Origin of the sequence: Chitinophaga flava (assembly GCF_003308995.1) — a bacterium.
Classification (GTDB): Bacteria; Bacteroidota; Bacteroidia; order Chitinophagales; family Chitinophagaceae; genus Chitinophaga; species Chitinophaga flava.
Map to the genome: position 1 here is coordinate 3445210 of NZ_QFFJ01000001.1, position 25860 is coordinate 3471069.

The 25860-nt window shown below is 46.6% G+C and carries 23 protein-coding genes; 12 read left to right on the forward strand and 11 right to left on the reverse strand.

Translation table 11 applies throughout. The annotated features are described in order from the left end of the window. Positions 1 to 15: 15 nt before the first annotated feature. From DF182_RS13860 to rlmD, 10 genes are all read right to left on the reverse strand, one after another. The gene (locus tag DF182_RS13860; RefSeq protein WP_113616194.1) at positions 16 to 636 is read right to left on the reverse strand and encodes an alpha-ketoglutarate-dependent dioxygenase AlkB family protein; all 621 of its coding nucleotides are present in this window, start codon (positions 634 to 636) and stop codon (positions 16 to 18) included. A 39-nt stretch (positions 637 to 675) separates the two neighbouring features. After that, entirely contained in the window at positions 676 to 1002 is a 327-nt protein-coding gene (locus DF182_RS32670; RefSeq protein ID WP_245957438.1) for a DNA-3-methyladenine glycosylase family protein, read from the reverse strand. Next, positions 995 to 1303 carry a DNA glycosylase family protein gene (locus DF182_RS32675; RefSeq protein ID WP_245957439.1) on the reverse strand — a complete coding sequence of 103 codons (309 nt, stop codon included), beginning with the start codon at positions 1301 to 1303 and terminating at the stop codon, positions 995 to 997. Before DF182_RS32675 ends, DF182_RS32670 begins: the two co-directional genes overlap by 8 nt. Before the next feature lie 53 nt (positions 1304 to 1356). Next, complete coding sequence (locus tag DF182_RS13870) at positions 1357 to 2349, reverse strand: M28 family peptidase (protein ID WP_113616195.1); 993 nt, start codon at positions 2347 to 2349, stop codon at positions 1357 to 1359. A 21-nt stretch (positions 2350 to 2370) separates the two neighbouring features. Continuing rightward, positions 2371 to 3867 (reverse strand): cysteine--tRNA ligase, encoded by a 1497-nt coding sequence (gene cysS / locus DF182_RS13875; RefSeq protein ID WP_113616196.1) that lies wholly within the window; start codon positions 3865 to 3867, stop codon positions 2371 to 2373. Between the two features lie 159 nt (positions 3868 to 4026). Continuing rightward, positions 4027 to 5169 carry an endonuclease/exonuclease/phosphatase family protein gene (locus tag DF182_RS13880; RefSeq protein WP_147243436.1) on the reverse strand — a complete coding sequence of 381 codons (1143 nt, stop codon included), beginning with the start codon at positions 5167 to 5169 and terminating at the stop codon, positions 4027 to 4029. 30 nt (positions 5170 to 5199) lie between these two features. After that, positions 5200 to 6267 (reverse strand): endonuclease/exonuclease/phosphatase family protein, encoded by a 1068-nt coding sequence (locus tag DF182_RS13885; protein WP_113616198.1) that lies wholly within the window; start codon positions 6265 to 6267, stop codon positions 5200 to 5202. 87 nt (positions 6268 to 6354) lie between these two features. Continuing rightward, positions 6355 to 7299: a rhomboid family intramembrane serine protease gene (locus DF182_RS13890; RefSeq protein ID WP_113616199.1), complete on the reverse strand. Its 945-nt coding sequence runs from the start codon at positions 7297 to 7299 to the stop codon at positions 6355 to 6357. A 47-nt stretch (positions 7300 to 7346) separates the two neighbouring features. Next, positions 7347 to 8051, reverse strand: coding sequence for a rhomboid family intramembrane serine protease (locus DF182_RS13895; protein ID WP_161964140.1), 705 nt, complete (start codon positions 8049 to 8051; stop codon positions 7347 to 7349). A gap of 125 nt (positions 8052 to 8176) precedes the next feature. Next, entirely contained in the window at positions 8177 to 9592 is a 1416-nt protein-coding gene (gene rlmD, locus DF182_RS13900; protein WP_113616885.1) for a 23S rRNA (uracil(1939)-C(5))-methyltransferase RlmD, read from the reverse strand. 97 nt (positions 9593 to 9689) lie between these two features. Between rlmD and DF182_RS13905 the strand changes: the two genes are divergently transcribed. The 5 genes from DF182_RS13905 to DF182_RS13925 all read left to right on the forward strand — a co-directional run bounded on the left by DF182_RS13905 (position 9690) and on the right by DF182_RS13925 (position 14454). Beyond that, positions 9690 to 11096, forward strand: coding sequence for a TlpA family protein disulfide reductase (locus tag DF182_RS13905; protein ID WP_113616201.1), 1407 nt, complete (start codon positions 9690 to 9692; stop codon positions 11094 to 11096). A gap of 123 nt (positions 11097 to 11219) precedes the next feature. Continuing rightward, complete coding sequence (locus DF182_RS13910; protein ID WP_113616202.1) at positions 11220 to 11933, forward strand: porin family protein; 714 nt, start codon at positions 11220 to 11222, stop codon at positions 11931 to 11933. 146 nt (positions 11934 to 12079) lie between these two features. Further along, positions 12080 to 12700 carry a porin family protein gene (locus DF182_RS13915; protein WP_113616203.1) on the forward strand — a complete coding sequence of 207 codons (621 nt, stop codon included), beginning with the start codon at positions 12080 to 12082 and terminating at the stop codon, positions 12698 to 12700. A gap of 215 nt (positions 12701 to 12915) precedes the next feature. Continuing rightward, on the forward strand, positions 12916 to 13581 hold the full coding sequence (locus DF182_RS13920; RefSeq protein WP_161964141.1) for a porin family protein: 666 nt from the start codon (positions 12916 to 12918) through the stop codon (positions 13579 to 13581). A gap of 141 nt (positions 13582 to 13722) precedes the next feature. Then, positions 13723 to 14454 (forward strand): porin family protein, encoded by a 732-nt coding sequence (locus tag DF182_RS13925; RefSeq protein ID WP_113616205.1) that lies wholly within the window; start codon positions 13723 to 13725, stop codon positions 14452 to 14454. 284 nt (positions 14455 to 14738) lie between these two features. On the opposite strand, the gene metF is transcribed toward DF182_RS13925, so the two are convergent. Then, positions 14739 to 15692: a methylenetetrahydrofolate reductase [NAD(P)H] gene (gene metF / locus DF182_RS13930; RefSeq protein WP_113616206.1), complete on the reverse strand. Its 954-nt coding sequence runs from the start codon at positions 15690 to 15692 to the stop codon at positions 14739 to 14741. 172 nt (positions 15693 to 15864) lie between these two features. Between metF and lptB the strand changes: the two genes are divergently transcribed. The 7 genes from lptB to DF182_RS13965 all read left to right on the forward strand — a co-directional run bounded on the left by lptB (position 15865) and on the right by DF182_RS13965 (position 25784). Next, positions 15865 to 16626 carry an LPS export ABC transporter ATP-binding protein gene (gene lptB / locus DF182_RS13935; RefSeq protein WP_113616886.1) on the forward strand — a complete coding sequence of 254 codons (762 nt, stop codon included), beginning with the start codon at positions 15865 to 15867 and terminating at the stop codon, positions 16624 to 16626. 22 nt (positions 16627 to 16648) lie between these two features. Beyond that, positions 16649 to 18181 (forward strand): GH3 auxin-responsive promoter family protein, encoded by a 1533-nt coding sequence (locus DF182_RS13940; protein WP_113616207.1) that lies wholly within the window; start codon positions 16649 to 16651, stop codon positions 18179 to 18181. A gap of 17 nt (positions 18182 to 18198) precedes the next feature. Further along, complete coding sequence (fabG, locus tag DF182_RS13945; protein WP_113616208.1) at positions 18199 to 18948, forward strand: 3-oxoacyl-[acyl-carrier-protein] reductase; 750 nt, start codon at positions 18199 to 18201, stop codon at positions 18946 to 18948. A 107-nt stretch (positions 18949 to 19055) separates the two neighbouring features. Continuing rightward, positions 19056 to 19688: an RNA polymerase sigma-70 factor gene (locus DF182_RS13950; protein ID WP_211327106.1), complete on the forward strand. Its 633-nt coding sequence runs from the start codon at positions 19056 to 19058 to the stop codon at positions 19686 to 19688. Positions 19689 to 19759: 71 nt separating this feature from the next. Then, positions 19760 to 20857, forward strand: coding sequence for a FecR family protein (locus DF182_RS13955; protein ID WP_113616209.1), 1098 nt, complete (start codon positions 19760 to 19762; stop codon positions 20855 to 20857). Positions 20858 to 21104: 247 nt separating this feature from the next. Then, positions 21105 to 24272, forward strand: coding sequence for a TonB-dependent receptor (locus DF182_RS13960; protein ID WP_161964142.1), 3168 nt, complete (start codon positions 21105 to 21107; stop codon positions 24270 to 24272). 24 nt (positions 24273 to 24296) lie between these two features. Continuing rightward, positions 24297 to 25784, forward strand: a complete 1488-nt coding sequence (locus DF182_RS13965; RefSeq protein WP_211327107.1) for a RagB/SusD family nutrient uptake outer membrane protein — start codon at positions 24297 to 24299, stop codon at positions 25782 to 25784. Positions 25785 to 25860 lie beyond the last annotated feature (76 nt).

Below are 25860 nucleotides of genomic sequence, written 5' to 3' on the forward strand. Positions count from 1 at the left end.
CAGGTATATATGGTTTTACGGGTGGATAAAGCGGAAGGTGAGGTTGATCCTTCCGGAGATCTGGCGGCTTGTTTTGGGTACCTGGTGTTCCCAGTATTGCTGCAGGGTTCCTTTCATGATGAGGAGAGAACCATGTTCCAGCAATATTTCATGCTTCAGGTGATGATCACTTTTATAGCGTAACAAAAAGCGGCGGGCGGCGCCAAAGTTAACAGAAGCGATAACTGGCTGAGGTCCCAGTTCCGGCTCATCATCGGCATGCCATCCCATAGAGTCGTTACCGTCACGGTACAGGTTGAGCAATACGCTGTTGAATGTGGTGCCGGCCGTTGGGGTTATACGGTCGCGAATGTCTGTTAATGCTTGCGTCCAGGGCTGTGGCACAAACGTATTGCCTGAAAAACTGTAGGAAGTGGCTACATCGCCATACCAGGCCATTAACCGGGGAAATAACACCTCTTTGCCGTACATCCGCATTGATTCCTGTTTCCAGGCTATGGTGTCCAGCAAAGTCTGCATATACGTATCACTTTCCGCTTTATTGAAAAAGTGCGGATAATAAGCCAGTTCTCCGTTCTTTAAACTGATGACATTCCCGGGGGCTGGTTCTTCGAATAAACTTCCCTGCAAACTCATAGCACAAATTTAGTAAGGTACTACGCAACGTATTTACATTCAGGAATCTTTCCACTGCCAGAGGTAGCGGCAGGCGTGGGTTCGGTAAGGCGACCATTTATCAGAGATCGTTTTCATCTTTTCCCTGAAAAGCTTTTTATCACTGGGGTCGAGCTTATACAATGTAGTCATGGCCTGCTGTATGCCCAGGTCGTCGATAGAGAAAATATCCTCCCGATGAAGGTGCGACATCAGCAACATTTCCACCGTCCACCGGCCTACACCCTTGATACGGGTGAGGCATATGATCACGGCTTCATCATCCATTTTGTGGAGTTTGGCATCTGTAAGCTTTTCCGTCAGCACGAAGTGGGCTACGTTATGCACAGTAGGATACTTTGGCATTGGACAGGCCAATGGAACGCAGTACCTCAGGAGGTGTATCCATCACCTGTTGGGGAGTAGGTTCCTTATGGCTGTAAAGGGCCAGAAAACGGGCATAAATCACGTCGGCCACTTTGGTGGAGAGCTGCTGGTTCATAATGGCCTGCATCAGGCGTACAGCAAAGTTCTTTCGCTTTACCCGCGCAGCCAGCGGACCGGAGATAATCTTCTGCAGCTTTTTGTCTTTGCTGAGATGTGCTATATAAGCGTGTTCCGTTACCGGAGTGCCAGATGGTCTGGGCATAAACTATCGGTTAAATGTATATATCCTGTAATCCAGCACTCCGGCCGGTGACATTAATAGGTAAACGGCTGGTTGTAGATCACCTGCAGAATCGTTTGTCCTACTGCTTTTAATGTTTTGGTATCAATCACACTCATGTTATCATTCTGGGTATGCCAGTGCGGCGCAAAATTGCCGTTGGCCTGCCAGGCGATAATATCAAATGTGGGGATGTTGGCCATGGTGTTCACATAAATGTGGTCATCCGTAATGTAGGAGCCGTTTTTCTCATAACGGAAAAAGTCGGAGTATCCCAGTTGATTGGCCACGTCCCAGAACATTTTCATAGGCCCGTAAGCATATTGCTGGGAAGAACCTTCCATATAAAACTGTGAACCGCGGCCGCCTACCATGTCCAGGAGTATGCCGTAATTGGCTTTATAACCCTTTACATGCGGGTTTTTAGCCCAGTACTGGGTACCCAGGCAGAAAGAGTTTTCATTGTCTTTTACGCCGTAATCCTCTACGTCTACCAACAGAATGTCTACCCCTGCCTCCGGCCGCTGGGCACGGAACTGCCGGGCAGCTTCCATCAACACAGCCACACCGCTGGCGCCATCATCAGCACCATCCAGTTTGCCCTTTTTATCAAAAGCATCTTCATCAGCCCATGGACGGGTGTCCCAGTGGGCGAGCAGCAGCACCCGCTGTTTGGCAGCAGGGTTAAAACTGGCGATGATGTTGATACAGGGAAGGTTCTCTTTATGAGGGCCAGTAACGGTAGTGCGTTGCACATATACCGTATCTGCCCACTGCCGCAAGGTACTGATCATCCAGTCTGCACATTTCTGCTGTGCTGGTGTATTGGGTATCCTCGGGCCAAAGCTTACCTGTTTGGCGGTATAGGCATATGCCGAATCCGCGTTGAAGGCCGGTACAGGCACGGCCAGTTTGGCCACCTTACTGGCCCCGGTGCTGTCCGCCGTATTTTCCGTTTTTGTTGACTGCTGTTGACAAGCGCCGGCCGTGATGGCCAGCGTTGTCAAAATGATCAGAGCTTTACGCATTATCTTCTTCAAATATTTAGCTTATTGAACACTGTAGGTAACAGTACCGTCTTTTTCATCCTTGAGCTGGATGCCAATGCTCAGCAGCTCATTGCGGATTTTGTCGGAAGCGGCGTAGTCCTTACGGCTTTTGGCTTCCTTACGCATGGATATCAGCATCTGCAGCACTCCATCGAGCAGGTGGTCATCACTGCTTGCCGGCGGTTGTTGTATACCCAGGATGTCTATCAGATAGGTTTGCCAGGTTTGCTGCAGCAAGGCGAAGGTGTCTTCGCTGATCTCATGCATCTTGATCTGACCGCCTTTCAGAGAGTTGATAACGGGTGTCAGTTCAAAGAGGTTGGCCAGCACTTTGGCGGTATTAACGTCGTCGTTCATGAACTCCGCGCATTCCAGGCACCAGTTGCGCACCTGTTTGTCCAGCTCTTCGTTCAGCGGACCAGCTGCTGCGCCATAGCTCAGTTTCTGCAGCGTTTCATGAGCAGCCCAGAGACGTTGCAGTCCTTTTTCCGCGGCCTGCAGTGCTTCATTGGAGAAGTCCAGCGTGCTGCGGTAATGTGTCTGCAATACGAAAAACCGGATGGTCATAGGGCTGTAAGCCTTGTCCAGCTGTGAATTGCTGCCGGTAAACATCTCCGTCAGTTTGATGGTGTTGCCATAGGCTTTACCCATCTTACGTCCGTTGATGGTGATCATATTGTTGTGCATCCAGTAACGGGCCATCATATCGCCATGGGCAACCTCACTCTGCGCGATTTCGCACTCGTGGTGAGGAAACTGAAGGTCCATACCGCCACCATGGATGTCAAACTGGTGACCCAGGTATTTGGCACTCATAGCAGAGCACTCGATATGCCATCCGGGGAAACCTTCACCCCAGGGACTTGGCCAGCGCATGATATGTTCTGCTGGTGCTTTTTTCCAGAGGGCGAAATCTGCTTTGTTGCGTTTCTCGTCCTGTCCTTCCAGTTCACGGGTGGTTTCCAGCATGTCTTCCAGGACACGGCCGCTGAGGATACCATAATCGTAGCTGGCGGCATATTTTTTTACATCAAAATAAACACTGCCACCTACTTCATAGGCATATCCCTTTTCCATGATCGTTTTGATCATTTCAATCTGTTCTATGATATGGCCGGTAGCAGTAGGTTCAATGCTGGGTTCCAGGCACCCGAACTGCAACATGGCCCAGTGAAACAGATTGGTGTATTTCTGCACCAGCTCCATGGGCTCGAGCTTTTCGAGTACGGCAAATTTGGAAATTTTGTCTTCTGCAGCGCGGCCTTCTTCTTCAAAATGGCCGGCATCGGTGATGTTGCGCACATAACGCACTTTATAGCCCAGATGCTGCAGATAACGGTATACCACATCAAATGTGATGTAGGGGCGGGCATGGCCCAGGTGAGATTCTCCCGATACGGTGGGACCGCACACGTACATGCCTACGTGGCCAGGGTGTAAGGGGGTGAATACTTCTTTCTGACGGTGTAATGAATTGTATATCCTGAGTTCTGACATATGCTGTAATTAAGAATGTCCGGTGGCGTGCCGCTAACAACACGCTTTTTCTCCGGTGGTGGATGGCAAAGATAAATATTGTTTCAGACGTAAGTTAAAAGTCCGGGAACAACATCGGTCAGATCTCAAAATATTAAACCTTTTCATGATAATTTATACTTATTTGTTTACTTCTACTTCCCGTAAACCGCCGCCTATAAGGCTAAGGTTTGCGATAACCGGATAGTGGTCAGACAGGTCTGAAATGATCTTCCGGAAGCTGTTGATTCTAAAATCGGTGCTGGCAAACACATAATCGATGCGCAGGGTAGGGGCCAGCCCTCCAAAAGTACGCCCTACACCCAGTCCTTTTTTCAGAAAGGCATCCTGCAAATCTCCTTTGATGGTAAAATAGGTATACGAAGCCGGGGTATCGTTAAAATCCCCGCATACGATTACCGGATAAGGACTTTGCCGGATAAAATTACCTACAATATCGGCCTGTTGACTGCGACGGATGTATGCCTCCCGCATTTTCTGGATGATATTTTTGGTGGCTACCAACCCGGTATCTTCCTGGTTCTTTATTTTTTTGATATCGGTATAGTCTTTTTCATTGAACCGGTACGATTCCAGGTGCATATTGATAATACGGATCGTATCGTCATCCTTCACAATATCAGCATAGATCAGGCTTTCGCTCAATGGACCCATACTCATTTTCACCTTGTCTGACGCAATAATAGGGTATTTCGAAAAGATGATGGAACCCCAGTGCTGCATACCGTTGCGGTTAAAATCGCTGGAGAAAAAGCGATAGGGCAACTTCATCTCTCTGGAAATATCTTCCCGGTTGTTAAAATCGTTCTTTTTCTCCGAAGTATAAAAATCCTGGAAGCAGGCGATGTCCAGTTCCTGTTTTTTGATCAGGGCAAACATGGCCTGGCGGTTGTATTTACTGTCTTTTTCCCGGTAAAGGCCAAACTGGCTAACGTTGTAGCTCATCACTGTCAGGCTCTCCGATGGAGGTGCCGGTTTGTTGCCCGCCGGCAGGTTAAACGCCAGAAAAGCACTGATAGACTTCCATCCCAGGAACAGCGCGATCAGGGATAAAAATGCATACCGGTAGTTGAAAAACAGCCATCCGACCATAAACACTACCAGCAGCCCCAGTAAGAAAGGAAATGCCAGGGTAATGAAGCTGATCGGCCAGAACCAGGCGGGTGAAATGTACGGTGCTAGGCAGGCGGCAAGGAACAGTAACACCACTCCTACGTTGATGATGACAAAAAAGCCTTTCGTAAATAGTCTTAAGAATCGCACCGCGTTTCCACGTTTGTTGAATGAATAAAGTTAGTGTTTTTTCAACGACAGACGGGATATTACCGGGAAATGCTCTGATGTTGGCGTTTTCAGGACCCGGGCCCCTTTAATGTCAAAATGCTGGTCTGGCAGGATATAATCGATTCGCAAAGTAGGCGACAGATACGACAGTGTACGCCCCCAGCCAAAGCCAGTTTGCAGGAAAACATCCTGCAGTCCGGCTGCTGCGGTATGATAGCTGTAGGAGGCCGGCGGATCATTAAAATCTCCGGCAACGATCACCGGATAGGGACTGGCTGCCACCAGTGAGGCCAGTAGCCGGGCTTGCCCAGCCCTGCGGCGAAAGGTACGCTTCATTTTCCCCATCACCAGAACAGGATGTGATCTCAGGTTGCTATAATCATTACCGGAAAACATATACGAAGTAAACTGTACACTGAAAACCCGCACGGTGTCCTGCTGAACAACAATATCAGCCTGAAGGAAACTACGTCCGCTGCCATTGGCTTCTACATCACATGGGATGGCCGTGGCGGCTGTGATGGGGTAGCGGGAAAAGAGAACGATACCATAATACCACGTGTTCCAGGATACCTGGTCGCAGGTGAAGTAGTGATAGGGATATTGGCCGATGTTCCGCAGGGAATCTATATGGTTTGATAATTCAGGATGATCGTTGGTGTAGAACTCCTGCATGCACAGGATGTCAGGCTGGCTTTCATGGATCTGCTGAAAAACAGCTGCCCGTATCTGCGGATTGATCTTGTAGGATTGTAGCCCCATACTGCTGGTGTTGTAGGTCATCAGCGTAAACTCCCAGCTGCCGGAGGTTTTGGTGATATTGTCCCTGGACAGTATATGGAATCCCCAGGTACGTAAAGCAGGCCGGAGACATAACAACAATGCAGCAATGGTATAAAAAACATATCTCTTTTTTCTTCGCCATATCCAGAAAGGCAGAGACAACAGGCATAACAGGAAAAGAAGTGGAAAGGTGAGCGGGGCAAATCCGGCTATCCAGTAATCGCCGGGGTTAAGTAAGGGGAGGTAGGCACTTAACAACAATGAAACGAGCAACAGAACACAAACAAATTTCATCAGGGATCGGGTTGTGATTATTTGGTCATTTGATGATAGGAAAGATATTACTTTAAAAATCAAATAACCAAATAATCAAAACCAGTATTATTTGGAAGACTTGCTGGCGCGCAGCAATGTTTCCCGTTCTTCAGGGGACAGGGAGTCCAGCCCCATTTCATTGATCTTATCGAGTATTTCGTTGAGGCGTTGCTCAGGTACCTGTCCAACGCGGCGGAAAGGCTGATTTTCTCCGGCAGCAGGGATACTTTGGGCAATGCTTTTAGGATCATCCGGATTAATCCGCTGAGCAGCCGGATGAAAAACATGGGTTAGTTTGAAAAGCAATCTGTTGAAGCCTGCACCCCAATCGCGTCCTTTTCTCCAGCTGTACATAAACAACAAACCGGCAAGACCACCGCCTGTAATCTGGATCAGATAGGCAATGCCGCTGAGGCTCGTTACGCTGGTGGCTACAGACAGTCCCACATATACCAGGGTGATGATCCAGAGAGGGATACCGCCTGCCAGTAAGGGGAAAATGCGGTAGCGGGGGGAGATGAGGGTAGCGCCTGCTGCCATGGCCATAATGCTGGGAGAAGCTCCCATAATGGCGCCAGTAGGCAGAAGAGCGTGCAGGGCCGGAATTGCCTGTACACCCAGTATGTAAAACAGGTTACCTGTCAGGCCGCCAAACAGATATATCGGCAGGATGCGCTGATGGCCGGCAATATGTTGCAGGAAAGTGCCAAAACACCATAACCACACCATATTGGTAAAAATCTGCCACACTTCTATGTGAGTAACCAGAGAGGTCAATATTGTCCAGGGGCGGACCATCAGTTTGGCCGGATCTGCTGGCAACCGCAGCCAGTTCATAATATTTTTATAGAAAATAGCCTCTCCATCTTTCCCTATTTCCATCTTGTAAATAACAAGTGTAAAAAGAAGGAATATGAAAGCAGTGAGGTTAAAAATCACTAATTGGGTGACCATATTCCGTTCTTCTCCAAGGGAGAGGCGGGGCATTTTCTCTTTTTCCAACGCATGCATGGTACGAGTATTTTCAATACAAAATTACGGCTAAATATAGTCTTGCGTCAATAAAAATTGGTTCTGTCCCTTTGGGTCCAGCCTTTCAGCAGGAGATATGCAAAAAGTGCGCCGCCCAGATGAGCAAAGTGTGCCACGTTGTCTTCCGGAGAGTTTTGTATCCCGGCCCATACTTCTGTCAGGATCATAAAAGCAACGAAGTATTTGGCCCTTATGGGGAAGAAATACAGGAAGATGATAGCATTGGGAAAGAGATAGCCAAAAGCAAACAGGATACCGTATACCGCGCCGGAAGCGCCTACAACGATGCTGTTGCTGTAAGCGAGCATATATTGTTTGACATATATTTTCGCCATATCGATAGCCAGCGTATTACCCTGTGCAATAGCCTCTTTCATATCGCTCATGCTGATATTGGCATTGTCCAGATGGAACTTCTTATCCAGCGCCACGAAGTTGCTGAACGTAGGGTTGTCCAGGAAAGCATTGGCATATTTGGCCAGGGTCATATTCTCATAGGTCTGCACGCCCATATAACAGAGCGAAGCGCCTATACCGCATATCATATAAAAAATCAGGAACCTTTTGGATCCCCACCTGTTTTCCAGCGTGGCGCCAAACATCCAGAGTGTAAACATGTTCATGAGCAGGTGCCAGGGATCGCTGGTAGAGTGCATGAACAGGTGAGTGATGAACTGATGGGGCCGGAATCCCGATGACCCCCAGTAATGGAGAGCAAAAAGGTCATTCATATCATACCCGTACTTTTTAAGCAGGGTAATCTGGACCAACCAAACCAATCCATTTATGATCAAAAGGTTTTTGATCACCAGGGGTAAAAACTGAAATTTTCCGGGCCTGTACTCGTTCATTATTTCTATTTATTTTCTCTTTTCTTCAGCAACACCACATTTTCGATGTGATGGGTATGCGGAAACATATCTACGGGTTGTACCTTTTCCACCGTGTACAGCGCATCCAGCAAAGCCAGGTCTCTGGCCTGTGTAGCCGGGTTACAGCTTACATATACGATTTTTGGGGCAGCAATCTCCAGCAGTTTATTGACCAGTTTTTCGTGCATACCAGCCCGTGGAGGGTCGGTAATAATAACGTCCGGCTGTCCGTGATGGGCAAAAAAAGCATCGTCACAAATATCCACTACATCACCGGCAAAAAACTCAGCATTGTTTACCTGGTTACGGGCTGCATTTTCCCGGGCATCATCAATCGCTTCCTTAATCAGTTCAATGCCCACAACTTTCCGGGCTTTGCGGGATACAAAAATACCAATACTACCGGTACCACAGTACAGATCGTATACAATTTCCGAACCGGTCAGTTCTGCAAAGTCACGCGTAACCTTATATAACACTTCTCCCTGGTAGGTGTTTGTCTGGAAGAAAGATTTCGGACCTATTTTAAATACAAAGTCCTCCAGTTTTTCTTCTGCATAACCTTTACCGGAATACACCTGTGGTTCCAGATCGAAGATGGAGTCGTTTTTCTTGGGGTTGATGGTGTACAGCAGGGTGGTGATAGCCGGTACTGTTTTCTGCAGATGGTCCAGCAGTGCTACCCTGTTTGCCTTGTCTTCATGATGTATCACCAGGTTCACCATAATCTCCCCGGTTGTGCACAAACGTACAACAAGATTCCGCAGCCAGCCTTCCTGCAGGCGGATATCATAAAAAGACAGTTCATGCTGTATGGCATACTCCCGGATAGTGTTGCGGATGAGGTTCACCGGTTCCTGCATCAGGTAGCAGGTGTTGATATCCAGCACCTTGTCGAACAGTTTGGGTACGTGAAAGCCAAGTGCCGGTCTCACCGGGATTTCCCCGTTGAGCGTCCTTACTTCTTCATTGGTGAGGTAGGCCTTGTTGCTGAAGGTAAATTCCAGCTTGTTGCGGTAGTGCTCCGTATGGGCTGATCCAAGGATCGGGCTCATGGGAGGGAGGTCCAGCTTGCCGATACGCTGCAGGTGATCTGCCACCTGTTGCTGTTTGTATTCCAGCTGCAGGCTGTAAGGCATCATCTGCCATTTACAACCGCCGCAGGTACCAAAATGCGCACAAAACGGCTCCACCCGCTTGTCAGAGTAGGCATGGAAATGAATGGCCTTTCCTTCGGCCCAGTCTTTTTTGTTTTTACTCAGCCGTACGTCTACAATATCGCCGGGCATTACACCCCCTTCAATAAAGATGACTTTACCGTCTTGCCGCGCCAGGGCCTTACCTTCTGCGGCATAGCCGGATACAGGTACTTTTTCTAAAACAACATTTTTTTTCCTCACGGCTGCAAAGGTAAAAGGAATTCGTGAATCGTTAATCGTAAAAGGATATACCAATTACCTTTTTTCCCCTTATTTTTACATATTGTTACCAATTCCTATGCGTAAGATATTTTTTCTGCTCCTGGCAGCACTCGCTTTACAGTTAAACCTGCAAGCACAGGGTTATCAGCTCTCCATTAAGCTGAAAAATTATACCAGTGGAAAACTGTTTCTGGCCAATTATATGGGCCGGACCACCTACCTGACTGACTCAGCCGACGTATCTCCGTCCGGTGAAGTTATCCTGAAGGGGAAAACACCGCTGTTACCTGGTATTTATCTGGTCGTACTGCCCGGCAAACAGCAATATGTGGAAACACTGATCGACAAACAGCAGGCGTTCAGCGTAACAATCGATACTACTGACCTGATCAACAAAACTGTTTATAAAGGATCTCCTGATAATGACCTGTTTCTGGGATATAACCGGTTTATTTTCCAGCAGGAAGCACTTACCCATAATATTGCCAGCCAGCTGAAAGCTGCGCAAACAGCTGCAGACTCTGCCAAGGTGCTGCCTTTACAGCAGGAGCTGGGTAAAAAACTGCAGCAATACCGGCAGGAACTGATCCAGAAAAACCCTAATGCTATCCTGTCGGCCATTTTCAAGGCTATGAAAGAGCCTGAGATACCACAGCAGCCAGCAGGTGAAGACTCTACTTTTGCCTATCGTTATTTTAAAGGCCATTACTGGGACGATGTAGAGCTGTCTACCGACCGCCTGGTGAGAACGCCGGTACTGGAAGGTAAACTGAAAAAATACTTTACCCAGCTGGTGGTAAATATGCCGGACTCCATCATCGCAGACTGTGATGCCCTCATAGCCCGTACCCGCAAGAGCAAGGAGGCATTCAAATTTGTACTCTGGTGGCTTACCTATAACTATGAAAGTTCTCCTTACATGGGTATGGATGCCGTATTTGTGCATCTGGTGGAGAAGTATTATGTGTCAGGGGATGCTTACTGGCTGAATGATGAACAGCTGAACAAGATCGTTAACCGGGCTTACACACTGGCGCCTAATCTGATCGGGCAACAGGCAGCTCCGCTGGAACTGAAGGATACCGCCTCCAGACCTGTTTCATTGTATAAAACAAAAGCCAAATTCACTGTCCTGGTATTCTGGGATCCTACCTGTGGCCACTGTAAGACTGAAGTGCCCCGTCTGGATTCTGCATTTAAGGCCAGCTGGAAAAATAAAGGAGTAGCCATGATCGGTATTAAAACGGAAGGCACACGGGAAGAATGGCTGTCCTTTATTAAGGAGCACAAACTCAATGGCTGGATACATGCACTGGATGCGGATAACAAGACCAACTATCGTCGTTTATACGACGTGTATAGTACACCGGTAGTATATCTGCTGGATGAGAACAAAAAAATCGTTGCCAAGCGGTTGGCAGTAGAGCAGCTAAATGAATTTTTAGAACATGCCGGGCAAAAGAATGTAGCTGCAAAACTGTAGAAAACGGGGTGTAGAATGTAGAATATGCACCTCTGTGAGCATTGAAAATCAATATTTTATATAAATTTAACATTCTTTTGGCATACTCTTTGAATTTTGGCTGCCGGACCAAAATTTAAGGTTATGACTAAGAAGACGATTTTCCTGTCATTAGCAGCGATGACGATTTCTGTTGCAGCGATGTCGCAAGCCCGTGTAGGCGTTAAAGGTGGTTGGAACCTTTCCAATATTACTACCACAAACGGAGGAAGTACTGAAGATGCCAAAACGTTGTCCGGCTTCAACGTGGGTGTCATAGCGGATTTGCCGCTGGTGCCACGTATTCTGTCTTTTCAGCCGGGAGTTTTTTACACCACAAAAGGGACCAAAACAGAAGTAGGAGATAGGAACCATGTATCTCTTACGAGCCCTTATGCTAAGTATACACAGAACCCATCTTACGTTGAAGTTCCATTGAATCTTATTGCCAGGCTGCCTATAGGAGAGGGTGCCAGCTTGTTTGCCGGTGTCGGCCCGTATTTTGCATTCGGGGTGGCAGGCAGGAATAAATATGAAGCAGTCACAGTAGCTGGTACTGCCAGTGGGTCTTCAGACATTAAGTGGGACGATGATACTCCTTTTAATAATGGCGATTTGAACCAGGGCCGTGACAAGTGGAAAAGGTTTGACTGGGGAGGTAATGTGCAGGTTGGTGCCGAGATCAGTAATTTCCTGATCAGTGCGCAATATGGAATTGGCTTTGCCAAAGTATATTCCGGACAGGATAACAGTGCAGATGATAAAAACAAGAACCGGGTGTTCAGCGTTTCTGTTGGTTATTTGTTCGGAGGCAGATAGTAACCTTTTACAAAACAATTTTTCTCCCGTTTTGTAATTACAGCAAGTAAGCAAAAAGTACAGGCTGATTATAACAGATCAGAAAGAAAAAAGTGGCGCCACCGCCTGTTGGCGTCACTTTTACCATCATCCAAATACACATAAAAATGAAAAAGGTATTTTTATCTGTGGTCGCTTTAATGATCGCTGGTGTTACATTTGGTCAGGTGCAGTGGGGCATCGTTGCCGGCCCTCAGTTTTCAAGTGTGAATACAAGATTTGCCGGGGGGTCAAAGGAAACCAGTAGCATTCGCGTGGGTTTGAGAGCAGGTGTGACTGTTGATATTCCTATCGGGGATGATTTCTATATTGGTACCGGACTACTGTATGCCAACAGGGGAGGTAAGTTCAAGCATGACCTGGGCAAGGTGGATTTGTCTTACCTGCAGTTGCCTCTCGATTTTATGTTTAAACCGGAAGTGGGAAGTGGCAGACTGGTGTTGGCAGTAGGTCCTTATGTAGCACTGGGTTTGGGCGGTAAATATAAAGACCTGCCTTTTCTGGGTGATCCTAAAGCGTTTAAAGATGAAGCCACTGCTGTTTACAAGCTGAAACGTTTTGATGCGGGTGGTAACTTCCAGGTAGGTTATGAAATGCCGATAGGCTTATATTTTGGCTTAAACGGAGATCTGGGAATGGTCAACGCGTTTGATAACACCAGTAATGATCGTAAGTTCAAAATGTCTTCCTTTGGTGTATCAATAGGGTATAAGTTTGGTGGACATTGATTGTTGTTAGACTCTCATAACAATTAATTAAAAGGCTGTCAGGTAAGTTCCTGACAGCCTTTTTTATTGAATTCAAAACCTTTTGATTAGTTTCGCTCTATAGACCATCGATTGAAATAAGAATCCCGGTTAAAGTTCATAACGATATTTCGAGATACACTGATTATTTAATCCCGTAGTACAGTTTCTAGATGAAGTGTTTTACAACCCTATGTGTGTTGGCCTGTTTGGCCTGTGCCACTACTGTTAATGCTCAGGTAAGTTTAGGCCTGAGGAGCGGTTATGTTAATGCCGGCATGGATGTTTCCTCCGGGGGCAACGGTAATGCAGATACGAAATCGTTGCATGGCTGGCAAGCTGGCTTTTATCTGAATATTCCGCTTTTCCCTAACGGTGCGTTGCAACCCGGGTTCAGCTATATTACCAAAGGGGCCCAACTACCGTTTAGTGGAGAACAAAATATAGACGTGGCACTGCCTGGTGCTACCAGGATAAAACTGCAGTATCTGGAGCTGCCAGTCGATCTGGTATATAAGATACCGATTGGCATCGGCAAACTGGCGCTGGGTGGTGGTGGCTATGTAGCCTATAGTACCCGTGGAGATTATGAGCTGGCTATTTATAAGGAGGGACAGTTGCTGCAATCCAGCTCCCAACGGCTGGACTTTAGCAAGGACCCTAATGTCTTTTCAACCGGCCTTAATCTGCAACGTTGGGATGCTGGCTTAAATGCAAGGGCTACGATTGAATTTAACTGTTATCTTACCTTGGGGGTCAATTACAGCTATGGATTGGTAGATATTGACAAATCTGCCGGCAAGGTAAAAAACCGGTATTTCGGCGTCAGTCTTGGGGTTCTGCTGAATCGCGAAGACTGGTAAAGACGGAAATATAATAGAAAAAGGTTCTTCTCAAACAGGGAAGGACCTTTTTTATTTTCTCGATAATTTTCTGTAAAAGATATTTTTAGGTATGATGAATATGTATATATATTTGCGGATCATATTTAATTATCTCTTACTATGAAAAAGCATGTTCTGTTAATCGCCGTAGCACTGGTTGGATCTCTTTCCACTTTCGCTCAGGTAAAATTTGGAGTAAAAGCAGGTTTAAACGTGGCTAACGCCAGCGTAAAAGAAGATGACAAAAAAGTTGATGGTCTTAAATCCATGACTGGTTTCCACGTTGGTGTTATTGCTGACATCTCCCTGGCAGAAAACTTTGCACTGCAACCAGGATTACTCTACAGCAAAAAAGGCTTTAAATTCCAGGAAAAAGAAACTTCCGGTGAAGCCTTCGCTGGTCTGAAAATGACCACCAGCATGAACTATCTGGAAATTCCAATTAACTTCCTGTACAAAACTGAGCTGGGTTCCGGTAAATTCTTCGGTGGCTTCGGTCCTTATGTAGCACTCGGTCTGGGTGGTAAAACCAAATACTCCGGTCTGGTTGGTATTGGCACTGGTATCATCGGTGCAGATAGCGACGAGAAAGTGAAATTTGACGGTAAAAAATACCCTGTAGACGGTACTGCTGATGAAAAAGCAGCGTATGAAAAAGATTCTCACTTCAAAGCACTGGATGCTGGTGCAAACTTCACCGTAGGTTATGAACTGAGAAACGGTCTGCAGTTTGGTGTAAACTACGCCCTGGGTCTGACCAACAACGCAGTAGAAGATAAATCTTCTCACAAAAACAGATACTTCGGTGTTTCCGTAGGTTTCCTGTTTGGTGGTAAAAGCGGCAAAAAATAATATAACTACTTAATAGTTAATCATTAAAGGCAAAGAGGCCCTCCGTAAGGAGGGCCTCTTTTTTTTTCCAAGGAAGTAGGGGTGACGATTTTGGTGTGCGTCTTCTTTACAGAAAGTTGCTTCCCAAACGGGTTGCGATGATCATTGGACAGTTAATTTAAATGTGTGACAGTTATAGGGATATGCCACTACGTCTCTACGTAATGGCATTATATATGAAAGAAAAGCAAAAAAGGGAAAGACTTTCGTCATTCCCTTTCTTTTTATATAACAACGGTTAATCCTTACATAATAGCTTCCACCGCTTTACGCACCACATTGGGCTTGCCCAGTGTATAGTAGTGAAGTACCGGAACACCAAACTGTTTGAGCTCCCTGGATTGGGTAATCAGCCATTCAGTACCTACCTGCTCTACTTCTTTGTCAGTTTTACAGCGTAGTATCTCGTTAGACAGCTCTGTAGGCAGGTCTACGTGGAAAATACGTGGCAGTATGGTCATCTGCTTTTTGGAAGTGAGTGGCTTCAATCCTGGTATGATCGGCACAGTGATGCCCATTTCACGGCATTTGGCCACAAAATCAAAGAATTTCTGATTATCGAAGAACATCTGGGTAACGATATAATCTGCTCCGTTTTCCACTTTGCGTTTCAGATGTCCCATGTCTGTCTGCATATTGGGCGCTTCAAAGTGTTTTTCCGGATAACCGGCCACACCGATGCAGAAATTGGTTTTTACACCACCCTGCAGATCGTTTTCCAGGTACATCCCATTATTCATATGGGCTACCTGGTCCAGCAGCTCAATCGCATAGCTATGCCCATGTGGGTCAGGTTCGAAGAAAGTTTCATTTTTAGGGGCATCTCCTCTGAGTACCAATACGTTATCTATTCCTAAAAAATTCAGGTCTATAAGGGCGTTTTCCGTTTCCTCCCGGCTAAACCCGCCACAGATAAGGTGAGGAACGGCATCCACGTTGTAATGGTTCATGATGGCAGCGCAGATACCTACCGTACCGGGACGTTTGCGGATCTCCACCTTATCAAAAGAGCCATCAGCCTTCTTTTTGAACATATGCTCACTGCGGTGGTAGGTCACGTTGATATAGGCCGGCTTGAATTCCATTAACGGGTCCAGATGGTCGTAGATAGATTCGATGCTTTTACCTTTCAGCGGAGGAAGGATTTCAAAAGATATCAGGGTATCCTTCGCCCGGGCAATATGTTCTGTTACTTTCATCGGTTGTGAGCTTTGTGGAATAATGGCTGTTTGGTCCAAACCTTATTCCTCCTGAGAATTTATGGGAACAAAAATAATATATCCCCCCATCAATATCATAGGTTTTTTCATCTTAAGAGAACTATAACTAGGCCAAGTGAATGAAATGTTTAATTTTGCTAAGTTTGATCATATGGCATTAAGAATACATACGGACCAGCTGGTAAAGCGCTATGGCGCCAGAACAGTGGTAAACCACGTGTCTGTGGAAGTATCCCAGGGGGAGATAGTAGGGCTGCTCGGCCCTAACGGGGCGGGTAAAACCACCTCCTTTTACATGGTAGTAGGGCTTATTAAGCCAGACCTGGGCAACGTGTACCTGGATGATATCAATATCACCAAGTTACCCATGTATAAAAGGGCTAAAATGGGGATCGGTTACCTGCCACAGGAAGCTTCGGTTTTCCGGAAACTCAGTGTAGAAGATAATATCGCCGCTGTACTGGAGATGACCAATCTGAAAAAGGCCGCCCAGAAAGACAAGCTGGAAGCACTCTTAAGTGAATTCCGCCTGCAGCATGTCCGTAAAAGCCCCGGAGACGTATTGAGCGGGGGAGAACGCCGCCGTACCGAAATTGCCCGGGCACTGGCTGTAGATCCCAAGTTTATCCTGCTGGACGAACCTTTTGCCGGTATCGACCCTATCGCCGTGGAAGATATCCAGTCTATCGTAGCTAAACTCAAATACAAGAATATCGGTATCCTGATCACTGACCACAACGTGCAGGAAACCTTGTCCATTACTGATAGGGCCTATTTATTGTTTGAAGGGAAAATCCTGAAATCCGGGTCAGCTGAAGAACTGGCCGAGGATGAACAGGTGAGAAAAGTGTATCTTGGCCAGAATTTCGTTCTGCGGAGAAAGAATTATCTGGACGAAGCAGCTAAACAATAAAAAACACGCCACAGCATCCTATATGAAAATTTTAAGTCCTGCCATATCACAACTCGCACGTCTGCGCATGGGACGCATCGTATACTTCATGCAGTATCCCGTGCAGGTGCAGCAGCAGGTATTCCAAAACCTTATCAGCGCCGCCCAGTATACGGAGTTTGGCAAACAATACGGCTTTTCCAAAATCTATAAAATAGAGGAATATAAACAAAGGGTCCCTGTACATACCTACGATACCATCAAACCGTATATACAGCGTACCATGGAAGGACAGCAGAATGTGCTGTGGAACACCCCGATCAAATGGTTTGCAAAATCCAGCGGTACCACCGCCGATAAAAGCAAGTTTATTCCCGTAACAGTGGAAAGCCTGGACGAATGCCATTACCGCTCCGGCCGGGATGTTATTTCCCTGTACTACAATAATTTCCCTGATTCCGACGTATTTACCGGAAAATCACTGGTCATCGGTGGTAGCCACCAGGTAAACAAACTGTCGGAAGACAGCGATTCCTACTTCGGAGACCTCAGTGCCGTGATGCTGCAGAACATGCCGTTCTATGGTAACATGATCCGCACTCCCGACCTGGAAATCGCCCTGATGGACGAATGGGAAGAAAAGATAGAACGCATGGCCAATGCCGTTATCCACGAAAACGTGACTTCCATTGCCGGCGTTCCTACCTGGACCATCGTACTGATTAAACGGATCTTTGAACTGACCGGAAAAGATAACCTGGCTGATGTATGGCCCAATCTGGAACTGTACATGCATGGTGGCGTAAGCTTTACTCCCTACCGCGAACAGTTTAATAAACTCATACGCAATCCCCTGATGCACTATCAGGAAACCTATAACGCTTCGGAAGGTTTCTTTGCCGCCCAGGACGTAATAGGAGAAGAAGGATTGCTCCTGTTCCTCAACCATGGCATCTTCTATGAGTTTATGCCAATGGAGGAACTGGGTAAGGAACATCCAAGGACACTCCAGCTGCAGGAAGTGGAAACCGGTAAAAACTACGCACTCGTTATCAGCACCAATGGTGGTCTGTGGCGTTATCTGGTAGGTGATACCATTCAATTTACTTCCCTGCTTCCTTATCGCATTAAGGTGAGCGGCCGGACCAAATCCTTTATCAACGCCTTCGGAGAAGAAGTGATAGTGGAAAATGCCGACACCGCCATCGCCAAAGCCTGCGAAGTTACCGGTGCCGTGGTAAACGATTATACGGCTGCTCCCGTATATTTCAGCGACCATGGTAACGGCGGACATGAATGGGCGATAGAATTTGAAATAGCACCGGAAAACCCGGACAGCTTCACCACCGTAATGGATAATACATTAAAATCCATTAACTCGGACTACGAAGCCAAAAGGTATAAAAATATTGCCCTGCGCCCTCCGGTAGTACATGTATTGCCCAAAGGCACTTTCTGTGAATTTCTCAAAAGTAAGGGTAAACTGGGCGGACAGCACAAAGTGCCACGCCTCAACAATGACCGCAATTATCTCGAAGAAATTCTGAAATTCGCGGCAGAGAATATGAACACTTAAAACCTATCAACTATAACATGAAATTACTGGAGAACAAAGTAGCGATTGTCACTGGCGCAAGCCGCGGTATTGGAGAAGCGATTGCATTGAAGTTTGCAGCACAGGGAGCCAATGTGGCCTTTACCTATGTAAGCTCTGATGAAAAAGCGAAAATCCTGGAAGATAAACTCCGGGCGCTGGGCGTACAGGCAAAAGCTTATAAGTCAAACGCAGGTGTGTACGAAGAAAGTGAAGTGTTGGTATCAGAAGTGCTATCAGAATTCGGAAAAATTGATATCTGCGTAAACAATGCAGGTATCTCCAAAGATAACCTGCTGCTGAGAATGAGCCCCGATCAGTGGGACGAGGTGATGAACATCAACCTGAAGAGCGTGTACAACATGACCAAACAGGTAATCCGTCCTATGATGAAAGCTAAATCCGGTAGCATCATCAACATGAGCTCCGTAATCGGTATCATGGGAAATGCCGGCCAAAGCAGCTATGCCGCCTCTAAAGCCGGTATCATCGGGTTCTCCAAATCCATTGCACAGGAACTGGGCAGCCGTAATATCCGTTGCAACGCCGTAGCTCCCGGCTTCATCGAAACTGATATGACCAGCTATCTTAAAGAAGGAGAAGCTGCCACTGGTTATATCCAGCAGATTCCGCTGGCACGCTTTGGTACTCCGGAAGATATCGCCAATGTATGCCTCTTCCTGGCTTCTGACCTCAGCAGCTATGTGACTGGTCAGACAATCAGCGCCTGTGGCGGATTGTGCATGTAATATTCTTGAATAGATATAAAACAAAAACGCGGGTAAAACACCCGCGTTTTTTTATCCTGTTAACTTGTTGTATCTTTTCGTGACGGTGTAATATATATCTGTCTGCAGTGAACATTGAATCGAACAGTGAGGTGAACAATGAGCAAATACCATCAGTTGTACAGGACCAGCATACTTTGGAGGAAGTAAGTTTAAATATTAAACAGGATCAACGCCAGCTACCAGCTTTTGAAGGCCTCTTCAAAGCGCATTATGCTGCACTCTGTACTTTCGCTTTTGATTTTGTAAACCGCCATGAACTGGCGGAAGAAATTGTACAGGACACCTTCCTCCGTATCTGGGAACGTTATGATGAACTGGATATACGAATATCTGCAAAAGCCTATCTGTACAGGGCCGTTCAAAACAATTGTCTCAACTATATCAAGCAGGACAGGATCAGGGCACGATACGGCCATGAACTACTGCAACAGCTGGAATCCCGTATCACCTTAATGAATATGCCCGCCGCACCTTCGCCGGCAGAACGGCTGGAACACTCAGAACTGGAACAGATGGCGGAGAAAGCCATCGGCAAACTACCACCACAGTGCCAGGACATCTTCCGCCTGAGTCGTTTCGAACAACTGAGTTATCCCGAAATATCCCGCCAGCTGGGGATCTCCATAAATACCGTGAAAACACAGATGACCCGCGCCCTGCAGCGTTTGAGGGATGAACTACTACCACTGCTGAAATAATTCCGGATTTTTTTTAAAGTCTTGTCACCCTGCTGTGACCAGAAAATTGTCTTACTATTTGTTTTATAACTATGCAGCCTAACTATTCAAATGGGCGGATGGATGACCTGATTGCACAATTTTTATCAGGCAACATCTCCACAGAAGACCAAAGAGCGCTGGAACAATGGATCAACGCCAGCCCGGATAACCGCGCGTACTTTATAGCGCTGCGGGATGTCTGGATGGCTACCGCCACCCCTGGGCATTATAATGCTGATGCGGCCTGGCACGAACTACAACAGATCAATGCTCCGGTATCCATAAAAAGATGGAAACAGGTGCTGCGAATGGCAGCCTCTTTTACACTTCCTTTTGTATTAGGTGGCGGCGTAGTGTTTGCCTGGCTCTCTCTTAAAAAAGGAGACAACGGACAGGGACTGGTAACAGTGACCAGCCCTAAAGGGGCAACAACCAAAATAGAACTGTCTGATGGTACTGAAGTATGGCTGAATGCCGGCAGCAGCCTGCAATACGCCTCTTCCTTCAATAGCCGCAGCAGGGAGGTGAAACTGGAAGGAGAAGCTTTTTTTAAAGTTCATACCGATCCACGGAAACCGTTTACTGTAAATGCAGCTGATCTGAAAATACTGGCGCTGGGAACCTCCTTCAACGTGAAGGCATATCCGGAAGATAAAGGTGTAGTAACTACACTGGTGGACGGAGCAGTAAGAATTGACGGCAGTCAGACAGCCAGTCCATTCAAAATAATGCTGAAACCCCACCAGCACGTTGTATACAAACAACCAGCAACAGTAGCTGGCAACAACCAAAAGGGAACGACTGCCCTAACAGCGGCATCCATCACCCCTGTAGAAACCAGAGAGGTCAGCAATACAGAGATATACACAGCCTGGAAAGATGGAAACTGGATCGTTACCAGCCAATCACTGGAAGAACTGGCCATCACCATGGAACGAAGGTTTAATGTAAACGTGGTCTTTAAGGATGAAGCACTTAAAACATTTCGCTTCAGCGGTACATTCCGCCAGGAGACACTGGAGCAGGTACTCAATATTCTGAAACTTACCGCACCACTGGACTATAAAATAGAAGAAGGAACAGTAACCATCAGAGAGGACAAAGCACTGAAAGAAAAATATGCCAACGCCCTGCGAAACAGTAAATAAAACCAAAAAGCAGGCAAATGAAAAACAATTATTCCACCTGTAAAATCCAATGAATGAACAGTAAGAACAACTGAAAAAAATTGGGGTAATGCGACTTACCCCAACTCAACGAAAATCACTTTTGGGCATGCTGTCTTTGCGACGGACAGTCTGCCGTAATTAATCGTTTAACTAAAATCTATACAAGTTTATGAAATCCACTCTAAACTTGGCGGCATTTCTTTGCCCCAGGCGAAAATCGTTGCTTATGATGAGAATGACGGGGTTGCTGATTTTCGGAAGTATCCTGCAGGTATCTGCTACCATCTCCGCTCAGGAAAAAATCAGTGAATTACACGTAGAAAACAAAACTGTCCGTGAAGTTTTCAAGGTTATTGAAAACTCCAGCAGCTATCGCTTTTTTTACAACGAAAACTTCGCTGACCTCAACAAATCAGTTTCTGTCGATGTAAAAAACAAAAAAATAAATGATGTCCTCAGCCAGCTGCTTTCCAGCGCCAATGTTACTTATCGGGTACTGGAAAACAATCTGGTGGTGATCACTCCTGCCAACAATCAGCAGATGAAAGTCACCGGACGAATAACTGATGCAGCTACCAATGAGCCACTGCCAGGTGTTACCATTACCATAGAAGGCAGTACTGGCGGTGCTGTAACGGATGCCAGCGGTCACTATACCGTACAGGTACCTTCCGGCAACAGTATGCTCATCGTTTCCTTTATGGGATATGTGCAACAGAAAGTGCCCGTAAACAATCGGACTGAAATTAACGTGAAGCTGGAAGGCGACACTAAAAAACTGGAAGAGGTGGTAGTAATGGGATATACCACTACTACTGTTAAAAACCTTACTGGTTCTGCGCAATCAGTGGGTGGTGCCAAACTGAAGGATGTACAGGCTACCAGCGTAGATAAAATGCTGCAGGGTAAAGTAAGTGGCGTATTCGTGGGCAATAGCTCCGGTGACCCCGCTGCTGCCCCTGTAATCCGTATCCGTGGTAATGGTACACTCACCGCGGGTAACGCTCCGCTGGTAGTTGTAGATGGTATCATCGGTGGCTTGCCCAACCCCAGTGATATCGAAACCGTGACCGTTCTCAAGGATGCGGCAGCCACCACATTGTATGGCGCCCGTGCTGCCAACGGTGTAATGGTCATCACCACTAAAAGAGGTAAAGCCGGTAAAACACAGGTGAATTTCCGTACCAACGTGGGAACTGCTCAGCTCAATACCGGCCATTTCCACCTGATGGATGGCGCTCAGCTCTACGACCTGCAAACTGCAGCCGGCAGAACCCTGGACCCTTCCCTCAAAAGCATTAATACCAACTGGCAGAAACTCGCTTTCCAGAATGCTTCCAACCAGAACTATGAACTTTCTACCAGCGGTGGCAACGAAAAAACAAAATTCTACCTCGGTGGTAACTATTACAAAGAAGATGGTATCCTGAAAGGAACAGGCGTAGAGCGTTTCAGCGCCAGACTGAACATCGATCATAACATCACCGAAAAACTCCGTGTCAGCGCTAATTTCGCGGGTGTTCAGCAATCAGACCGGGACAATTCCGGCGGATCATTGTATCAGTATTACACCAACCTGCCCTGGGACCAGGCCTACGATCAGCAAGGCAAACCCGTGAACCCACTGGAAGCTGCCAACTGGTATGGCCGTGACATGTCCAACTTCCTGTACGATCAGCAATACAACTACGATAAAAATAAAAGACAGTCACTCGAAGGATTGCTGAAACTGGAATACGACATTACCAAATGGCTGTCTTTCAGCACCACCAATCGTGCGCAGTATTATCATTACCGCAATGAAAGTAATGGTGACGTGAGAACTTCCGCCGGTTCAGACGATCGGGGTAACCTGTATAACTATTACCAGGATTCTGCTGCGTACATCAGTTCCAACCTGTTGAAGGCCCGTTATACCATCAATAAGGTACATAATATCGATGGACTGGTAGGCGCTGAATTCCAGCAGGTCAACCTGAACAGCATCAATGCAAAAGGAAAGGGCATCCTCGCCGGTAAAGATATACTGGGCGCCACTTCTTCCCCTATGTCTATTGGAGGAGGTAAAACTGACCGTGCATTTAACTCTTACTTTATTCAGGCCAACTATAACTACAACTACAAATACTACTTCACTTCTTCTTTCAGAAGAGACGGCTCTTCCAAATTCGGCGCTAACCAGCAGTATGGCAACTTCTACGCGTTTGGTGCATCCTGGGCTGCCTCAGAAGAAAACTTTATCAAACAAATCAAGGCTATTACCAACCTGAAAATACGTGCCAGCTACGGTACTACCGGTAATGCCGAAATTGGTGATTATGCAGCTATCGGTGCATATGCTATCAATACACAATACAATGGATTCCCTGGTGCATATCCAGGCGTTTACAATGTACCTAATCTGTCCTGGGAAAAAGCTTACAATACCAACATCGGTTTTGATCTCGGGTTGTTTAACCGTATCAACCTGACAGTTGACCTGTATCAGAAAGACAGCAAGGATCTGCTGTTCAATGTGCCGCTCCCTGGTACTGCCGGATATGGCTTCATCGCTCAGAACATAGGTAGTGTAAGGAACAAAGGGATAGAAATTAACCTTAGCACTGATAACTTCGTAGGAGAATTTAAATGGACTACAGATTTTAATATCGGCTTCAACAAAAACAGTGTACAGGACCTCTATGGTGGAAAAAGTTATATCACCGATCCACTGAGTGGTTATTTCATTCTGCAGAAAGGTCAGGATATGCGCAGCTTCTACATGCGTAAATGGGCAGGTGTAGACCCGGCCAATGGTAATCCGATGTGGGAAAAACTCACAACAGATGCTGAAGGAAAGGTTACCCACACCACTACCAGCAACTATAACGAAGCTACCCTTCAGGTGGTGGGTACTGCTACACCTAAATTCTTTGGCGGTATGCGCAACATGTGGTCTTATAAAAACTTCCAGTTATCAGCCTTCCTGGCTTTTGTATCGGGTAATGACGTATACAACAGCACCCGTGAGCTGATGGACAACGATGGCGCTTATTATACCTACAACATGATGCAGCTCGATAAAGGCTGGAACCGTTGGCAGAACCCTGGTGATGTTGCTACTCATCCGAAATATAAAATCGGCGGCAACAAAAATGCGCACAAACCATCTTCCAGATTCCTGGAGAACGGTAGTTATCTCCGTCTGAGAAATGTGAATCTGAGTTATTCGCTGCCTAAACAATGGCTGGACCGCGCCCGCATAAACAACGTACGGGTGTCTGTTGGTGGTGATAACCTGTGGACCCTTACCAAATTCTCCGGAATTGATCCGGAAGTGGATGACAGAGGTATTAATGGTACTAAATATCCTATGAGTACCAAGTGGTTTGCCGGATTGGAAATCAATTTTTAACAGGGCGCAAAAACGAAAATTATTATGAAGCAGATATCAAAATATTTTGCAGGACTCTCGCTGATAGCACTCACGGCGTCTTGCTCTCTGAATAAAGAACCTTATAGTGCTATTCCCGATGATGGCATTCTGAAGGATGAAACCAAATGGCCCGCTGCTACTGCTGGTAACTACGCTTTGCTGAAGGAAGAGGATTTTACCCGCAACTATTTTCAGATGGGAGAATTCCCAAGTGATGATATTACATTGAGTGGTGCTACTACCGACCCTCTGTTTTATTCTTATACCTACGGGCATATCACCAATCAGGGAAATACAAGGCAGATATGGCGTATGGGATACAAGGCGATCAATGGCTGCAACCGGTTACTGGAAGTAATGCCTGAAGGTAAATCTGCCGCCATTAACGAGCTGATTGGTGAAAACCTGTTCATCCGCGCTTTTGTACATTTCGGTCTGGTAAGGTCTTTTGGCCGGCCTTATGCGCAAAACCCGGAAACCAATTTAGGCGTTCCCGTTATCACTAAGTATGATATAACGGCTATGCCTAAACGTAATACGGTGAAGGAAGTATATGCACAGATCGTTGCAGATCTGTCTCGCGCCAAAAAGCTGATGAACAACGACAATACCAACAGCTATGCCACCAAAAACGCTGCCATGGCGCTGTTGGCTCGCACCTATCTCTATATGGGGCGTAATGACTCTGCTGCTATCTATGCAGATTCTGTGATCACCTATGGTAAAAAATATACCCTGTTGGGCACCGGAGAGCTTCCCCGTTACTTCACCAAGAGCAATGAAAATAATGAAGAAACCATCTTCGCCATCCATCATACCTTACAGGATGACAGAACCTGGAGCTCCATCGGTTCCATGTATTATATGTCACCTGGTGGACAAGGATATGGCGAGATATACGCCTCTGACTCTTATCGCGCACTGCTCGACAAATATCCGGAAGATGTAAGGCATGCCTTTGTACAACCAGTATACCTGAAAGATCAGTACGGCCAGGATTCTCTGGATGCGAGTGGTGTGAAAGTAATGGCTAAACGTAACGGAATCAATAAATGGTATATCCTCAAGTACTCCAATCAGGACAACGTGCCTACATTGAGTTCTCCTGTAGTATTGAGGCTGGCTGAAATGTACCTGATCAGGGCAGAAGCCAATGCTAAGATGGGTAAGGATATGGAAGCACTGAACGATGTTAACATCATCCGTACCAGAGCTGGTCTGAGTGGCAATGCACTCTTCTCTTCCAGCAATATGCAGGGGTATGCCACTGTGTTGGATGTAGTACTGGACGAGCGCAGGCTGGAACTGGCCTTTGAAACACATCGTGTATTCGACCTTTTCCGGAACAACAAAAACCTTTTCCGCGATTATCCGGGCGTACAGCCAGACCATCCGCAGACGGTGAAATACACCGACGCCAGAGTGGTACACTTTATTCCCGAGTCGGAAATCCTGCTGGACCCCAACCTGGTACAGAACCCGATTCAGTAAAAAATACCGGAAAGCCTCGCCCAGCGGGGCTTTTCCATTTATAATAATAATCAGGAAAAAAACAGGTTTCCTGCGT

What these genes read in the sequence shown, in the direction of transcription:
- DF182_RS13860 (WP_113616194.1), bottom strand. Translation starts at nt 636, where the DNA reads ATGAGTTTGCAGGGAAGTTTATTCGAAGAACCAGCCCCCGGGAATGTC.
- DF182_RS32675 (WP_245957439.1), bottom strand. Translation starts at nt 1,303, where the DNA reads ATGCCCAGACCATCTGGCACTCCGGTAACGGAACACGCTTATATAGCA.
- DF182_RS13870 (WP_113616195.1), bottom strand. Translation starts at nt 2,349, where the DNA reads ATGCGTAAAGCTCTGATCATTTTGACAACGCTGGCCATCACGGCCGGC.
- cysS (WP_113616196.1), bottom strand. Translation starts at nt 3,867, where the DNA reads ATGTCAGAACTCAGGATATACAATTCATTACACCGTCAGAAAGAAGTA.
- DF182_RS13885 (WP_113616198.1), bottom strand. Translation starts at nt 6,267, where the DNA reads ATGAAATTTGTTTGTGTTCTGTTGCTCGTTTCATTGTTGTTAAGTGCC.
- DF182_RS13890 (WP_113616199.1), bottom strand. Translation starts at nt 7,299, where the DNA reads ATGCATGCGTTGGAAAAAGAGAAAATGCCCCGCCTCTCCCTTGGAGAA.
- DF182_RS13895 (WP_161964140.1), bottom strand. Translation starts at nt 8,051, where the DNA reads ATGAATGACCTTTTTGCTCTCCATTACTGGGGGTCATCGGGATTCCGG.
- DF182_RS13905 (WP_113616201.1), top strand. Translation starts at nt 9,690, where the DNA reads ATGCGTAAGATATTTTTTCTGCTCCTGGCAGCACTCGCTTTACAGTTA.
- DF182_RS13910 (WP_113616202.1), top strand. Translation starts at nt 11,220, where the DNA reads ATGACTAAGAAGACGATTTTCCTGTCATTAGCAGCGATGACGATTTCT.
- DF182_RS13915 (WP_113616203.1), top strand. Translation starts at nt 12,080, where the DNA reads ATGAAAAAGGTATTTTTATCTGTGGTCGCTTTAATGATCGCTGGTGTT.
- DF182_RS13925 (WP_113616205.1), top strand. Translation starts at nt 13,723, where the DNA reads ATGAAAAAGCATGTTCTGTTAATCGCCGTAGCACTGGTTGGATCTCTT.
- metF (WP_113616206.1), bottom strand. Translation starts at nt 15,692, where the DNA reads ATGAAAGTAACAGAACATATTGCCCGGGCGAAGGATACCCTGATATCT.
- lptB (WP_113616886.1), top strand. Translation starts at nt 15,865, where the DNA reads ATGGCATTAAGAATACATACGGACCAGCTGGTAAAGCGCTATGGCGCC.
- DF182_RS13940 (WP_113616207.1), top strand. Translation starts at nt 16,649, where the DNA reads ATGAAAATTTTAAGTCCTGCCATATCACAACTCGCACGTCTGCGCATG.
- fabG (WP_113616208.1), top strand. Translation starts at nt 18,199, where the DNA reads ATGAAATTACTGGAGAACAAAGTAGCGATTGTCACTGGCGCAAGCCGC.
- DF182_RS13955 (WP_113616209.1), top strand. Translation starts at nt 19,760, where the DNA reads ATGCAGCCTAACTATTCAAATGGGCGGATGGATGACCTGATTGCACAA.
- DF182_RS13960 (WP_161964142.1), top strand. Translation starts at nt 21,105, where the DNA reads ATGATGAGAATGACGGGGTTGCTGATTTTCGGAAGTATCCTGCAGGTA.
- DF182_RS13965 (WP_211327107.1), top strand. Translation starts at nt 24,297, where the DNA reads ATGAAGCAGATATCAAAATATTTTGCAGGACTCTCGCTGATAGCACTC.